Genomic DNA, 14,246 nt, shown 5'->3' with positions numbered 1-14,246 from the left:
GCGCGGCCGAGGCTTCGGGTCCCCCGGCGCGTCGTCATGTCGCGGCTCCGCTCAGCGTCCGGCTCGCCGGAGCACGCCGAGCTTCTTGCCGGGTTGCTTCGGCGGGGTCACCGATGCGGTGGCGCCGTCGTCCTGGCCGTAGCCGTACCCGTACCCGTACCCGTACCGGCCGTACCCGTACGCACCGGGACCCTTGACGGGCATCTTGGTGATGACGAAGCCGGAGATCGGGGCGCCGACGTTCTCGAGCGATGCGATGGCTGCCGCCAGTTGCCCCTTGTGGGTGTGGCCCGAGGCGACCGCGATGATCGCGCCCGATGCCTTCTTCGCCAGGATCGCCGCGTCGGTCACCGGGAGCAGCGGCGGCGCGTCGAACAGCACGTAGTCGAACTGCTGCTCGAGGCGCTCGATCAGGTCCTGCATCGCGCGCGAGCCGAGGAGTTCCGACGGGTTCGGCGGGATCGGTCCGGCGGGCAGGACGACGAGCTTGCCGCGCCCCCACGGGTGTGCGACGTCCTCGAGGTCGGCACGACCGATGAGCACGTCGGTGAGGCCGGCGTTGCCCTCGACGTCCATGTACTCGGCGACGCGGGGGCGGCGCAGATCGGCGTCGATCAGGATGACCCGGAAGCCGGCGCTGTCCAGGGCGATCGCGAGGTTCGCCACGGTCGTGCTCTTGCCTTCGGACTGCATCGACGACGTCATGACGAAGGTCCGAGCGCCCGTGCCGATGTCGAGGAACTGGAGGTTCGTGCGGAGCGTCCGGAAGGACTCGGCACGGGGGCTGCGGGGGTCGACCTGCACGATGAGCGGACGCTCGGCGGCCTTGGCGTCGTAGGCGATCCCGCCGATGACCGGCTTGTCGCTGATCTTCTCGACGTCGAGCTCCGTGCGGACACGGTTGTCCAGGGTCTCGCGCAGCACGGCGATCCCGATGCCGAGTGCCAGCCCGACGAGCAGACCGAGTGCGACGTTGACGGGCACGTTCGGACTGACCGGGGTGCTCGGGACGTCCGCCTGCTTGACGCGGGTCAGCTTGACCGTGCTCTTGCCGCTCGCGTCGGTGGCCTCGATGTCCTGCACGACGTTGGTCAGGCTCTGCGAGGTCGCGTTCGCGATGTTCGCGGCCTGCACCGGGTCGGTGCCCTCCACCGAGATGGAGATGAGGGTGGTGCTGGTCGGTGCCGTCGCCGACACCATGGTCGCGAGCTGGTCGGCATTCATGTCGAGCTTGAGCGACGAGATGACCGGCAACAGGACGATGGGCGTCGACACCAGGTTCGAGTACGTCAGCACGCGCTGCTGGGTGAACGTGTTGCCCTGCGCCAGGTCGCTCGCGCTGCCGGACGTCTCCGTGGAGACGAAGACCTGCGCGGATGCTGCGTAGACCGGCTTCTTCACCAGGGAGAAGCCGGCCGCGGCCGCGACCCCGACCAGTGCCAGCACCAGGATGAAGACCCATCCCTTGCGCAAGACCGCTATGTAGTCGCGTAGCTCCACGCGGCACCCTTCCCCGGAAGTCGCCGCGCCCTGCAGAGTCCCTGTCGCAGGTCGACCGGGATCGTCCCAGCGTTCGGCAGGGAAATACTGCCACACCGATGAGACGCGCTCGGGGTCGCGCGACGTCGAGTCTCGTTCTGCGTCCCGTACGGTGGCGACATGCAGCCCGAACCGGACGCGCCGACCGCCGCCCGCCCTTCCTCGGCGGTGCGGGACCTGCAGGTCATCGTGATCGCGCTCCTGGTCGCCGTGCTGCTGTCCCGGGTCGTCGGTGGCGTCGCCCGGACTGGGGGTCTGCCCTCCCCGATCACGCAGGTGCTGGTCGCCGACCTGGCCGTGTGGGTGCCGCTCGTGCTCGGCGTCGGGTGGGTGCTCCGGAGGTCCTCTCCGGCACTGCTGGTGCGCCGGCTCGGGCTCGGGTGGGCCGACGCCGTCGCGGCCATCGGCATCTTCATCGTGTGCCGCGGGCTCGACGCCGTGCTGTCCGTCGCGTTCTTCGGTGTGACCGGGCTGACGCCGCAGCCGACCCTCGGCACGCCGGACGTGCTGCTGCTCGTGGTCTCGGCGATCGGGGTGTGCCTGGTCAGTCCGGTGCTCGAGGAGATCGTGTTCCGTGGTCTCATGCAGCGCCGGCTGTCGGCCGAGCTGACGCCGCGCACGCGGTTCCTGGCCGTGCTGGTGACCGCGTTCGCGTTCGCGCTGATGCACCTGGCGATCAGCACGCCCGCATCGTCGGTCGCGGGGTTCGAGGTCTTCGTGACGACGTTCGTGCTCGGCCTGCTGACGGGGACGCTCGTCGCGATGACCGGACGCATCGGCGGGGCGGTCCTGGCGCACGTCCTGTTCAACACCGTGGCCGTCGTGCTCACCTGGCCGCGCTGACATCGATCGCACCAGCAGACGCACCGACCGGTAACGTCCTCCTCGAATGTCTCGCCCAACCAGCATCCTCGAGAGCCCCCTCGCGCGGCAGGCTCCCCTGAGTGCGCTGTTGGCGCTCAGCGCCGTCCTGAGCATCACGGTGCCGTCGCTCCAGGTGACGGACGGCGGCCTGTTCGTCGCGAGCCTCGCGGTCACCGGTCTCGCGACGGTCGTGGCTGCGGTGGCACTGGCGTTGCCGCACTCCGTCGGGCTCGTGCCGGCGCTGCTGGTGCTCGACTTCGTGGCGATCGCGCTGTTCCGGACGAGCACGGGCGCAGGTGCCTCGGTCTTCACCTCGCTCGCCGTCCTGCCGGTCGTCTGGTGCGGATCGCTCCGTGGCCGCCTGACCGTCGTGTACGCGGCGCTGGGCGTGACGCTCGTGATCATGGCGCCCTACGTCCTGACGCCGACGAACGTGCCCGGAGCGAGCGAGTTGGTCCGCCTTGGCGTCACCGTGATCGTGTTCGGGACGGTCGCGGCAGTCGTGCAGGAGCTCTCACGGCGAGCGCGGCGCAACGTCCGCGCTGCCCGACTGGGCGAGGAACGCGTCCGCGCGGAGATCGACCGTGCCGCCGCCGTTCAGCGCTCGCTGCTCCCCACGCCGACCGACCACCTGGGCGCCGACGTCGCGGTGGCGGGCGCCTGCCTGCCGGCGAAGTCGGTCGGTGGTGACTTCTTCGACTGGTACGAGACGAACAGCGGGATCGCCGTCAGCCTCGGTGACGTGATGGGCAAGGGCGTGGGGGCGGGGCTCATCGCAGCGGCCGTGCGGGCCACGGTCCGCAGTTCCCGTGCCGTCGACGACCCGTCCGAGGCGCTCCTGCGGGCGGCCGACGGGCTCGCCGCCGAGGGCAGCGCGACCGACGTGACGTTCACCACGCTGTTCCACGCGCGCATCTCGACCGACGGCACCTTCCGGTGGGCGGACGCGGGCCACGGGTTGAGCCTGGTGCTCCGGTCAGGCGGCGGCGTGGATCGGCTCCGGTCGAGCGATCTCCCGCTCGGGATGGGGCTCCGCGACGAGTGGGCGACGACCGAGGGGTTCCTCGACACCGGCGACCTGCTCATCTCGTTCAGTGACGGTGTGCTCGACCTGTTCGGCGGGCGCGAGGACACCGTCGACGCCGTGGCCGATCTCGCACGGGCCTGCGGCTCCGAACCCACGGCGTTGGTGGCGGCACTGTCCGCGCGGGCGGACGAGGTCGCGCACGACGACGATGTGACGGTGATCGCGATCCGACGAGCGCCGGTGGCGACCGTGGCCTCCGCGCTGCCCGCGCAACCGGCGCGCCGAGAGCGCACGTGACCTGGCGATCAGCACGACCACATCGTCAGTCGCGGGCTTCGAGCCGATGTTCGTGCTCGGCCTGCTGACGGGGACGCTCGTCACCATGACCGTGCGCATCGGCGGCGCGATCCTGGCGCACGTCCTGTGCAACACCGTGGCCTTCCTGCTCACCCGGCCCCACTGACACCGGTTCGGACACTCGTCGACGTCGACTGCGCAGCGGGACCAGGAACGCGCTGAGCACCAGGACGCCACCGATCACTACGCCGGTCACGCGGTCACCGTTTGCGTCGTCGTCGGGCCAGAGACCGCCGAACAGCAGTCCCATCCCAACGGTCTCGACGGTGTAGAACACCGCAAGGTTCCGTGCCCAGTGCGGACGCCGTTCCTTCCGCGGGGCATCTCGCCCGGTCTCGAACCACATGGCGGTGCCGAACGCACCCCACGCCACGAAGACGAGGCTCTCGACCGGGAACCAGCGCTGGAGGATCGTGAGTGTACAGATCCCCATTGCGAAGCCGAGCAGCAACCACCCGAGCGATGCGAGGCGACGCCGACTCACTGACGGTCCTCCGGCGCCGCTGCCTGTTCGCGCCGGAAGCGCTCGATCTCGGCATCGACCTGCCGCCGCGAGAACCGCTTCGCCACGAGCGCGGCCCAGATCGAGCCGACCGCGGTGATCGCGACGCCGAGGACGGTCCCCTCGACGCGGAGTTCACCGTCGCCCCGGTTCGGCACGATGGCACCGACCAGCAAGCCCACCCCGATGACCGTGATCGTCGACAGCACGAACGTGGCGACGGGGCTGCCCAGGCGCGGACGACCAGTCGGCAGTGACCAGGCCGAGGTCGCGAGCACGAACCAGCCGACGAGGACCCCGGCACTCACCGGGAACCACCGCCCCAGCACGAGCAGCAGCCCGAGCGACAGGACGAACCCGCCGGCGCACCAGAGCCACCACCGGTTCCGCTCCCGCCGCTGCTGTCCGGCCACGTCATCAGTCCCCATGGGTCGAACGTACAGGTCACCGGCGATCGGCCCGGACGAGCCGATCGCCGATGACCTGTCGGTGTCAGGACAGGGCGGAGAAGGACGCGTCGCGGATGAGCACAGTTGCGGCTCCGGCAGCGACCTGCTGCTGCGGGTCGCTGGACAACCCGAGCTGCCAGTCGCCGCCACCCGGCTTCGCGGGCAGCGTGAACTCGACGGTCGTGTCCGAGGCGTTGAGCAGGACCGCGACGGTGTCGTCGCCCTGTTCGAGGACGAGCATCACCGCCCGGTTGCCGCCGTCGGCCCAGTCCGCGTCCTCGAAGCCGGCGTTGTCGGCGCGGAGCACCGAGACGGTCGAGTCGGAGTCACCGGGTGCCGTGCGGTACCACTCCGGACGCAGGGAACGGTGCTGCGCCCGGAACGCGATGGCCGCGGTCGTGAACGCGAGCAGGTCCCGGTCGGCCGCTTCCCAGTCGAACCACGAGATCTCGTCGTCCTGGCAGTAGGCGTTGTTGTTGCCGCCCTGGGACCGAGCGATCTCGTCGCCGCCGAGGATCATCGGCACACCGGCCGACAGCAGCAGGGTGCCGAGGAAGTTCCGGCGCTGTCGATCGCGGTACGCGTTGACGCCGGCGTCGTCCGTAGGCCCCTCGACGCCGCCGTTGAACGAGGCGTTGTCGCTCTCGCCGTCGTTGTTGTCCTCGCCGTTCGCCTCGTTGTGCTTCTCGGCGTACGAGGTCAGGTCCGCCAGGGTGAAGCCGTCGTGTGCCGTGACGAAGTCGACCGAGCACAGCGGCGAGCGGCGGGACCCCTCGTACACGTCCGGGCTGCCGAGGACACGCTGGACGGCGTCACCGAGCGCCCCCTCGTCGCCGCGCCAGAAGGCACGGAGGTCGTCGCGGTACTTGCCGTTCCACTCGGACCAGTCGGCCGGGAACCCGCCGACCTGGTACCCCGCGGTGTCCCACGGCTCGGCGATCATCTTGACCCGACGGAGCACCGGGTCCTGGTGGACGATGTCGAGGAACGCTGAATGCTTCTCGGCCTCGCCGTCCTGTCGCGTCAGCGTCGTCGCCAGGTCGAAGCGGAAGCCGTCGACGTGCATCTCCTCGACCCAGTAGCGCAGCGAGTCCATGATGAGCCCGAGCGCCGCCGGATGGCCGACGTTGAGCGAGTTGCCGGTGCCGGTGGTGTCGAAGTAGTTGGCCTCGTCACCCTCGACGAGGCGGTAGTACGACTCGTTGTCGATGCCCTTGAACGACAACGTCGGGCCCATGTGGTTGCCCTCGGCGGTGTGGTTGTAGACGACGTCCATGATGACCTCGAGCCCCGCGGCGTGCAGGGCCTTGACCATCTCCTTGAACTCGGCGACCTGCTCGCCGGCGGTGCCGCTGGACGAGTACTCGTCGTGCGGTGCGAAGAACCCGATGGAGTTGTAACCCCAGTAGTTGCGGAGCCCCTTGTCGGCAAGGGTCGAGTCCTGGACGAACTGGTGCGTGGGGAGCAGCTCGACGGCCGTGACGCCGAGATCGACCAGGTGCTGGATCGCCGCCGGGTGCGCCATGCCGGCGTAGGTGCCGCGGATCGCCTCGGGGACGTCCGGGTGCTGCTTCGTGAAGCCCTTGACGTGGACCTCGTAGAAGACGGTGTCGGCCAGACTGGTCGAGGGACGGACGTCGTCGCCCCAGTCGAACGAGCGGTCGGCGACGACCGACTTCGGCATCGCGGCGGCGGAGTCGGTGTCGTCGCGGGTCTCGGGGTCGTTCATGTCGTGGCCGAACAGAGCCTGGCCCCACTCGTACGAGCCGTCGACCGCCGTGGCGTACGGGTCGAGCAGGAGCTTGGCGCCGTTGTGGCGCAGGCCCTTGGCCGGGTCCCACGCGCCGTGCACGCGGAAGCCGTAGCGGGTGCCGACGGCGACGCCGGGGACGATGTCGTGGAAGGTGTAGCCGGTGCGGTGCTGCAGCTCGGTGCGGTGTTCGTTCCCGTCGTCGTCGAACGTGCAGAACTCGACGCGCTCCGCGGTGCTGGAGAAGAGTGCGACGTTGGCGCCGCCGTCGACGAGCGTGACGCCGAGCGGGGTGCGGGCAGAAGTGGTCATCGTGTCGTTGTACCGGGCGGCCGCTGTGGTCCCGGCTCGCGCACGTACCCCGCCAGGCATGGATGCGCAGACCGGACAGCTGCGACCGCCTCGTCGGACACCGGACGGTGACCGAGGGCGTCTGCTCCTCGTTCGGGTCGAGGAGCAGGCGCCCTCGCGCTACGACGACGTCGGGTTCGGCGCGGCGGTCCGCGACGATGCCAGCCCGGAACAGGGATCGGGCCCCCGCAGCTGAGCGGCGCGGGGTAGCTCACGAGACGGTACGGACGTGCCGCTCTCCGGGCGCACAGGTACGCGGAAATCCACGGGAGCGGCCCCGCTGCCATCCAGAGAACGCGCGTTCCCCGTTTGGGGGATACCAACGAGGGGCGTCGCCTGATTGGGTCATCGAGTCAGCAACTCCGTTGCGGACGAGATCCGCGCGGAGCTTTGGCACCAAGCGAAGGTGACCTCCCTCGGGTGGGGCGGTCACGGTGGGTGCCGGCGTGTCGATTCGGGTTCGACGCGGCGGCACCCCCATTCACGAGACGCGCAGGGGTCCTCACTTTAGGGGACTCGCCTGTACCCCGTTCTGGGTGTACCGATTCGTCTGTCCTCCGACTGTGATGGGTGCCTGGGCTCCACTGTCCGCATCCACCCGAAGGAGCGCGCATGACCGTCACCGTCCCGCGTCTGAGCGCCGTCCTGTCGTCGGCCGAGCCGCCGCACCGATCGGCGCTCCGGCCGCTCCCCCGCGCGTGGACGCGGTGGCTCCTCCGGCTCGCGTTCGCCGTGCCCTACGTCGTGGTCGCCGTGCTCTCGATCGAGATCCCGACCACACCGATCCTGGAGCTCACCGGCAACCAGGCGACCCTCGACCGGGCGACGGCGGCACTCGACGGCGGCGTCGTGCAGGCCGTCGGTCAGCTCTACCCGCTGCTCTCCGGCGTCCTGCTCCGGTTCCTGCCGTTCGGCGTGCACGGTGCAGCGGTCCTCGGCGGCCTCGCAGCCGGCGTGCTGCTGCAACTCCTGGCGCAGGCCATGCTCCGGCGCGGTCTCCGGATGCGGAAGGTGGTCGTCTTCACGATCGCGCTCGGCGCGAACCCGCTCTACGCCTTCGTCGCCCTCAACGACCTGCAGGCCTTCCTCGGCATCGCGCTGTTCGCGCTCGCGATCGCCGACATGGTGCGGTTCTTCTCGTACGGCGACACCCAGGCGGGGTTCCGTGCCGGCCTGTCGTTGATGGTGTCGACGCTCGTCGACCCGATGGGCCTCGTCTACGTCGTCATCGCAGCTCTGACCGCCCCGCTGCTGGAGCTCGCCCGGCACGGACAGCCGGGCATCCGCCGAGCGAACACGCTCGTCCTCGTGTTCCCGAGCATCGCCGTCATCGGCTCGATGTCCGTGCTCGACCTGCTCGTCCTCCGCGACCCGTTCGCGGCACTGCGGAACACCGTGCACACCGACAGCACCCGGCTGAGCGGCCTCGAGCACCTGGTGGGTTCGTTCGACGGGCTGTTGCTCCTCGCGATGGTCGTCGCGGGGTGCCTCCTGGCCCTGCTCGTGCACCGACCCGGTGCGATCGTCATCGTGGTCGCGCTGTTCGCCGGGATCCTCGCCGGCTACGCGATCGGGCTCATCCCGGTCGCCACCGCCGGCAACACGTTCGTCACGATGCTCGCCGTCGCGATCGCGATCCTCCCGCGTGTCAGCAGCCGGGTCACGAGCGCTCTCGTCATGGTGCTCGCCGCCCTCCAGATCCCGCTCGCGTGGACCGCGGCGTTCGAACGCGAGGTCGTCGCCGAGTGGATGCACGCCCTGGTCTCGGCGGTGGGCGCATGACCGCCGTCGTGTCCGGTGCGTCCGCCGTCTCCAGCGAGACCGACGCCCCGTCGATCGACGAGACGACCGCCCGGCACCGCGGCGGCGAGTCCGACTGGCGCCCACCGCACCGGTGCTCGGTCCGCCGGCACGTCGACGAGGGCTGGGTCGCCTCCGCACGGATCCGCGAGGGTGTCCTCGTCCTGACCAGCGGCCGGTCGGACCCGGATGTGCTCCGGGCCGCCTTGACCGAGGAGTTCGGCGAGCCGGTCGTGCTCCGGACGGTCGATGAGGCCGAGGTCCGCCAGCGCATCATGTGGGAGCTGGACGACGAGGTCGCCGACCTCGCCGCACACGACCTCGCCCGCACGATCCCGGCCATGTCCGCCCGCACGGTGCTGTCCCGCGGTCAACAGGTCGGCGGCGGCATCGCCCTGCTCGCGTTCGCCGGCTGCCTGGTGATCGCTCCGGGTACGACCGCCGCCATCGTCACCGCGGTGCTCTCGCTCGGGTTCCTGGCCGGCATCGTCTTCAAGTTCTGGGTCTCCATGGTCGGCGCGCGCTTCGACCTCGTCGAGCAGGTCTCAGCGGCCGACGTCGCCGCGCTCGATGACACCACGCTGCCGACGTACACCGTCCTGGTCCCGGTGTTCCGCGAGGCGAACATCGTCGGCGACCTCGTCCGCAACCTCGAGGTCCTCGACTGGCCGAAGGACCGCCTCGAGGTCCTGGTCCTCGTCGAGGCCGAGGACCACGAGACACGCCAGGCCGTCCTCGACGCTGAACCACCGGCCTGGATGCGGATCGTCATCGTCCCTCCCGGGGCGCCGCAGACCAAGCCGCGCGCCTGCAACGTCGGCCTCGCGATCGCCCGCGGCGAGTACGTGGTCATCTACGACGCCGAGGACCGCCCCGACCCCGACCAGCTCAAGAAGGTGTTCACCACGTTCGAGCGGGCCGGCACCGACACGGTGTGCGTCCAGGCCGCCCTGAGCTACTTCAACGCCGACGAGAACGCCCTGACGCGCATGTTCACGCTGGAGTACTCGTACTGGTTCGACTACATGCTCGCCGGCCTCGACGCCCGGAACCTGCCGATCCCGCTGGGCGGGACCTCGAACCACTTCCGCACCGAGCTCCTGCGCGAGCTCGGTGGTTGGGACCCCTACAACGTCACCGAAGACGCCGACCTGGGGATCCGTGCGTCCGCGGTCGGGTACCGCGTCTCCGTCGTCAACTCGACCACGATGGAGGAGGCGAACACCTCGATCCCGAACTTCGTCCGGCAGCGGTCGCGGTGGATCAAGGGGTACATGCAGACCGCCCTCGTCCACGCCCGGCGCCCCCGTGCGCTCGTGCGGGAGATCGGGTTGCGCCGGGCTGCTGCGTTCGCGCTGCTCATCGCCGGGACACCGTTGACGTTCCTCGGCATGCTGCCCGGCATCGCGGTGACGATCGCCACCTTCGTGCTGCCCACGGCGTGGACGGCCCCGGTGTTCCCCGCCCCGGTGCTCTGGCTGTGCGTGCTCGACTTCCTGCTCGGCAACGCCACGATGATCTACCTGACCATGATGGGGCCGTACAAACGCGCTCGGTTCGACCTGATGCTCTGGGCGTTGCTGAACCCCGCGTACTGGGTGCTGCACTCGGTCGCCGCCTACAAGGGCCTGTGGCAGCTCATCACCCGACCCCACTACTGGGAGAAGACGGAGCACGGTCTCACCAAGACGTCATCCGTGTGAGTACTGCGGTCGCCGCGGCGTCTCCCGTTCAGGGGGTTGCCGCGGCGGTCGAGGTGGAGCACGCTGTGGTCGGTCCGGTCATGTCAGCACCTGAGGGGAAACCATCATGCGATCGCTCGTCTACACCAGCACGCAGACCCGACCGATCACGGACTCGGAACTCGCGCAGATCCTCGCCGTCGGCCGGGAGAAGAACACCCGCCTCGGTGTCACCGGGATGCTCGCACACCGCGACGACAACTGCATCGGCATCATCGAGGGCAACGACGACGTCGTCGCTGAACGCTTCGATCAGGTCCGAGCCGATCCCCGCCACACCAACGTCCGAGTGCTCCTCAACGAGCCGATCCGACACCGGTCCTTCCCGGACTGGTCGATGGCGTTCCAGCCGCTCGACCCGTTGCTGCACGACGTGCCGGGGTTCAGCGACCTCTTCACCGCCAACCGCCCCAACGACTCCACCTTCGGTGCGTCCCGCGCGCGTGCTCTGCTCGACTGGTTCCGGAAGCACCCGCTCGCTCCCTTGACGAACCAGGACGCGGCCGACGAGGAGATCCCCCGAACCCGGATCCTGAACGCCGCGATCACCGCTGTCCACGCCGGCGGCGCGTCCCGGTTCACCCTCGAGGACGTCGCAGAACGCGCGGGGATGACCGTCCCCGAGGTCCTGGGGCTCTTCCCGTCGCAGCACGCCGTGCTCGCCGCGACCGTGATGCGGTGGACCCGAGCAGTCTCCGCTCCCCTGCTCCCCCTCGCCGCCGAGAAGGGCACGATCGCGTTCCTGCACGCGCTCCTCGCCGCCCATGCCGAGGAACCCGCCCTGATGCGCCTGATCGCGTCCACACTCGCCACGTCGACCGACCCGTCGACCGACGGAGCGGACTACTACCGGTCCGCCTACCTCCAGTTCCGTGAGACCGTGCGCACCGCCCTCGCCGAAGACGTCCGTGCCGGGCGGGAACCCGCCACGATGGATCCGATCCGCGGTGCACAGCAGCTCCTCGCCCTCTACGACGGCATCCGCCTGCAGGCGCTCCTCACACCGGACACCGACGTCGTCGACGCCTTCGACCGCGCCGCGTCGCGCATGCGACGGGGCTGGACCGAACACTACGAACGACCCGCCTACTGGGACCTGCCCACGATCCCCAGCGCCTGACGACGGGGGCCGGCCCCGCCGACTCCACATGGGCCGATGGCCGAGAGGCACAGCATCGCGCGAGTGGTAGGACCTGTCCATGGTGTTCTACGACGCACGTCCGATCCGCACGGCAGGGCAGGTGCTGCTCGATGTCGTCGTGGTGGCCGGGATGGTCGCCGCGGTTCTGCTCGGGCGAGCGGTCTCCGCATCGATCAGCGCCCTCGCCGACATCGGAACTCGTGTCCACGACCAGGGCACCGCGTTCCAGGAGCAGTTGCGCAGCACCGCAACGGCACTCGAGAAGGTGCCGTTCATCGGCAAGTCGGTCAGCGCACCGCTGCAGGACGCGAGCCAGAGCGCGCAGCGGATCGCGGCTGCCGGAGCAGAACAGCAGCAGGAGACGCTGCACGTGGCGCACCTCCTGGGTACCTCGTCGACCGCGGTGCTGATCATCGTCCTGGTGGTGGTCTGGATCCGGTACCGCGGCGGCTTCATCCGGCTCGCCACGCTCACACAGCGCCTCGGTCAGCAGCCGGACGGAGCCGAGTTGCTCGCCGTCCGCGCGCTGACGACCCGGAACGCCGCCGGCCGGCTCGGCGTCGACGTCGTCGACCGATGGCGGCACCGGGATCCGGAGGTCATCCGCGCGCTGGCCGATCTCGAGCGGCGCTCCACCGGGCTCCGCGTGGCGCCTTCGCGGACGTCGTGACCTCCCGCCCACGAGGGCGGGATCGGGTCAGGCACAACTGGTGCGGCCGAGTCCGAGGAAGCGGACGGTGCTGATGCGGACGCTGCTGGCGGAGGTCGTCGTCCACGTCGAGGTGACGTCGGCGCGGACGGTGACACTGGAGGTGCGGAAGGAGAAGAGATCCCAGGAGCTGATCGTGGTGGATCGGGCGGTGCCGGCGCTGGTGTCGCTGCTCGCGACGCCGTCGATGACCGTGGTGAACCGCTCGGGTGCCACCCCGTCGTAGCTCCACCCGATGGTGACCGACCCGTTCGTGTTCGACGTGCACGTCAGCGCAGTGGCCGGGGTCGCGGCCACGGTCGCCATCGTGCTGGGTGCGGTGGCGGTGGCGGCGAAGGCCGCGGCGGCCGCCGGAGCAGGTACCGCCAGCGCCGCGACGGTGCAGACAGAAGTGACGAGGAGTGCCCCCACCGCCCACGGCCGGTGGTCCTGCTGACGATGCCGGGGCCCACGTCGGGACGCCCCCGTAGTCCTGCTCGGATCTGCGACGGCCGGCAGGACGGCGAGTCCAGCGACGAGGACGAGGGCCGAACCGAGGGCGACGAGCGGGCCCGCTCGATGGTCCGCAGCCCAGAGGACGGGTGTGCCGATGAGTGGGACACGGAGGTACCCGACTCCCGTGACCGCGGACCGGGAGATGTGTGTGGAGTCGGCGGAGGGGTTCGCGTCGCCCTTCGTGGTGAGGGTTCCGTCGCTGTTGAGGGAGTCGAACCGGTGCAGCCGGAGGGTGCCGACGTGGTCGGGGTCGGCGAAGAGCAACACCTGTCCCTTCCGGAGCTCTCCCGCGGTGACCGTCTTGCTCACCACGACGTCACCCGGGTGCAGGGACGGCTCCATGGAGCCGGTCATCACCGTGGTGGTGTGCCAGCCGAGGACCATCGGAGCGACAGCCCAGAACACGAGACCGAGGACGGCAGCCAGGATCCCCCGGGTGCCGAGCACCACGGCGAACCGACCCCACACGGACGGACGCATGACCGACCTCCTCTCGTGTCCTCCCGGCCGCTCAGGAGTTCTGCGCTTCCCAGGTGAACCCGAGGCTCGCGGTGGCACCCATCAGGGAGGCCGGGGCATCCGACGAGACGGTGTAGGTGATCTGGTAGGTCTTGGTCTCCGACTTGTCCCCGGTGGGCTTCCACGTCCCGACGCCGGTGGCGTAGCTCGTTCGGGTGGACGCGAACGACGCGAGGGAGTCGTTGTACAGGAGACCGTCGGACCCGGCCGCCGCGGTGAAGCCGTTGCACGTGCCGTAGCCTCCACCGCTGCCCTGCTTGACCTGCAGGGTGACGTACGAGGCCAGCGCCTTGGTCTGCTGCACGTTCGTGGCGTAGAGCTTCACTGCACTGGGGAGCGAGCCGGTCGAGGTGACGGCGATGCAGTTCGTCCCGGTGGAACCGGGCTTGAGGTTCGACGCAGCGAAGAGCGCACCGTTCGATGCGTCGTTGCTCAGCGCCACCGATCCCATCGACCAGTTGTTGGCGTCGTCCGACGAGGTGGCCGAGAACGCCGAGTACGACGCGGTGGACACGGCGACACCGGCGGCGAGCAGGGCAGCCGGGATGACGGCGAGGGTGGCGACACGGGCGATGGTGCGGTTCGGGCGACGCATGAGAGGAGATCCGTTCAGGTTGGGACTTGACTCGAATTTCGAGCTAGGTGAACCATACGCCTACAAATTCGTTCAAGTCAATTTTTGTCCCAAACGGATCTCGTCTAAGATGGAACCATGAGCGCGAGCCCTCCTCCGATGAGTGACGCCGACCAGGATCGTCTGCTGGACGAGGCGGTCGCCGCGTTCTACAGCGCTCAGGTCGAGCACGCGCACCTGATGCAGCACCTCGCAGTCACCCACGACCTGAACCCGGTCGACCTCCGCGCGCTGAAGTTCCTCGGCGCAGTCGACGACGACCGCACGCCGAAGTGTGAGCAGCCTCGCTCTGTGTCGTCGTTTTCGCTGCGATCGGTGTCGGGTCAGGTGGTGCCGATGACGAGGGTGCTGCGGGCGGCCTCGACGA

Annotated in this window: 13 protein-coding genes; 7 read left to right on the top strand and 6 right to left on the bottom strand. The window is 69.7% G+C overall.

What is annotated here, in order from left to right; all coding sequences use genetic code 11:
- Positions 1–51 precede the first annotated feature (51 nt).
- The gene (locus EDF48_RS13640) at positions 52–1,500 is read right to left on the bottom strand and encodes a polysaccharide biosynthesis tyrosine autokinase (protein ID WP_131880665.1); all 1,449 of its coding nucleotides are present in this window, start codon (positions 1,498–1,500) and stop codon (positions 52–54) included.
- 159 nt (positions 1,501–1,659) lie between these two features.
- Here EDF48_RS13640 and EDF48_RS13635 point away from each other — a divergent pair, with 159 nt between their 5' ends.
- Both EDF48_RS13635 and EDF48_RS13630 read left to right on the top strand, forming a co-directional pair.
- Positions 1,660–2,382 carry a type II CAAX endopeptidase family protein gene (locus EDF48_RS13635; RefSeq protein WP_131847461.1) on the top strand — a complete coding sequence of 241 codons (723 nt, stop codon included), beginning with the start codon at positions 1,660–1,662 and terminating at the stop codon, positions 2,380–2,382.
- A gap of 46 nt (positions 2,383–2,428) precedes the next feature.
- Entirely contained in the window at positions 2,429–3,727 is a 1,299-nt protein-coding gene (locus tag EDF48_RS13630) for a SpoIIE family protein phosphatase (protein WP_131880663.1), read from the top strand.
- A 25-nt stretch (positions 3,728–3,752) separates the two neighbouring features.
- Here EDF48_RS13630 and EDF48_RS13625 read toward each other — a convergent pair whose 3' ends face one another.
- The 3 genes from EDF48_RS13625 to glgX all read right to left on the bottom strand — a co-directional run bounded on the left by EDF48_RS13625 (position 3,753) and on the right by glgX (position 6,800).
- On the bottom strand, positions 3,753–4,238 hold the full coding sequence (locus EDF48_RS13625) for a hypothetical protein (RefSeq protein ID WP_131880661.1): 486 nt from the start codon (positions 4,236–4,238) through the stop codon (positions 3,753–3,755).
- A 29-nt stretch (positions 4,239–4,267) separates the two neighbouring features.
- Positions 4,268–4,717 carry a hypothetical protein gene (locus EDF48_RS13620; protein WP_131880659.1) on the bottom strand — a complete coding sequence of 150 codons (450 nt, stop codon included), beginning with the start codon at positions 4,715–4,717 and terminating at the stop codon, positions 4,268–4,270.
- Positions 4,718–4,781: 64 nt separating this feature from the next.
- The gene (glgX, locus tag EDF48_RS13615; RefSeq protein ID WP_131880657.1) at positions 4,782–6,800 is read right to left on the bottom strand and encodes a glycogen debranching protein GlgX; all 2,019 of its coding nucleotides are present in this window, start codon (positions 6,798–6,800) and stop codon (positions 4,782–4,784) included.
- Positions 6,801–7,451: 651 nt separating this feature from the next.
- Between glgX and EDF48_RS13610 the strand changes: the two genes are divergently transcribed.
- The 4 genes from EDF48_RS13610 (at position 7,452) to EDF48_RS13595 (ending at position 12,192) form a co-directional block, all read left to right on the top strand.
- The gene (locus EDF48_RS13610) at positions 7,452–8,621 is read left to right on the top strand and encodes a hypothetical protein (RefSeq protein ID WP_131880655.1); all 1,170 of its coding nucleotides are present in this window, start codon (positions 7,452–7,454) and stop codon (positions 8,619–8,621) included.
- Positions 8,618–10,342, top strand: coding sequence for a glycosyltransferase (locus EDF48_RS13605; protein WP_131880653.1), 1,725 nt, complete (start codon positions 8,618–8,620; stop codon positions 10,340–10,342). The genes EDF48_RS13610 and EDF48_RS13605 overlap by 4 nt, the downstream gene beginning before the upstream one ends.
- Before the next feature lie 106 nt (positions 10,343–10,448).
- Positions 10,449–11,501, top strand: a complete 1,053-nt coding sequence (locus EDF48_RS13600) for a BLUF domain-containing protein (RefSeq protein ID WP_131880651.1) — start codon at positions 10,449–10,451, stop codon at positions 11,499–11,501.
- 79 nt (positions 11,502–11,580) lie between these two features.
- Positions 11,581–12,192, top strand: coding sequence for a hypothetical protein (locus tag EDF48_RS13595; RefSeq protein WP_131880649.1), 612 nt, complete (start codon positions 11,581–11,583; stop codon positions 12,190–12,192).
- Between the two features lie 27 nt (positions 12,193–12,219).
- Here EDF48_RS13595 and EDF48_RS13590 read toward each other — a convergent pair whose 3' ends face one another.
- Complete coding sequence (locus tag EDF48_RS13590; RefSeq protein ID WP_131880647.1) at positions 12,220–13,206, bottom strand: signal peptidase I; 987 nt, start codon at positions 13,204–13,206, stop codon at positions 12,220–12,222.
- Between the two features lie 31 nt (positions 13,207–13,237).
- On the bottom strand, positions 13,238–13,840 hold the full coding sequence (locus EDF48_RS13585; RefSeq protein WP_111086138.1) for a hypothetical protein: 603 nt from the start codon (positions 13,838–13,840) through the stop codon (positions 13,238–13,240).
- 117 nt (positions 13,841–13,957) lie between these two features.
- On the opposite strand from EDF48_RS13585, the gene EDF48_RS13580 reads away from it, so the two are divergent.
- The coding region (locus tag EDF48_RS13580; RefSeq protein ID WP_131880645.1) for a hypothetical protein at positions 13,958–14,246 on the top strand (289 nt) is incomplete at its 3' end.

The organism is Curtobacterium sp. PhB191 (assembly GCF_004346515.1).
In the GTDB taxonomy this organism is placed as follows: domain Bacteria; phylum Actinomycetota; class Actinomycetes; order Actinomycetales; family Microbacteriaceae; genus Curtobacterium.
This window is presented reverse-complemented; position numbering and strand designations above follow the sequence as displayed.

Coding starts and splice junctions, on each gene's coding strand:
- EDF48_RS13635 (WP_131847461.1), top strand. CDS start 1,660: ATGCAGCCCGAACCGGACGCGCCGACCGCCGCCCGCCCTTCCTCGGCG.
- EDF48_RS13630 (WP_131880663.1), top strand. CDS start 2,429: ATGTCTCGCCCAACCAGCATCCTCGAGAGCCCCCTCGCGCGGCAGGCT.
- EDF48_RS13620 (WP_131880659.1), bottom strand. CDS start 4,717: ATGGGGACTGATGACGTGGCCGGACAGCAGCGGCGGGAGCGGAACCGG.
- glgX (WP_131880657.1), bottom strand. CDS start 6,800: ATGACCACTTCTGCCCGCACCCCGCTCGGCGTCACGCTCGTCGACGGC.
- EDF48_RS13610 (WP_131880655.1), top strand. CDS start 7,452: ATGACCGTCACCGTCCCGCGTCTGAGCGCCGTCCTGTCGTCGGCCGAG.
- EDF48_RS13605 (WP_131880653.1), top strand. CDS start 8,618: ATGACCGCCGTCGTGTCCGGTGCGTCCGCCGTCTCCAGCGAGACCGAC.
- EDF48_RS13600 (WP_131880651.1), top strand. CDS start 10,449: ATGCGATCGCTCGTCTACACCAGCACGCAGACCCGACCGATCACGGAC.
- EDF48_RS13595 (WP_131880649.1), top strand. CDS start 11,581: ATGGTGTTCTACGACGCACGTCCGATCCGCACGGCAGGGCAGGTGCTG.
- EDF48_RS13590 (WP_131880647.1), bottom strand. CDS start 13,206: ATGCGTCCGTCCGTGTGGGGTCGGTTCGCCGTGGTGCTCGGCACCCGG.
- EDF48_RS13585 (WP_111086138.1), bottom strand. CDS start 13,840: ATGCGTCGCCCGAACCGCACCATCGCCCGTGTCGCCACCCTCGCCGTC.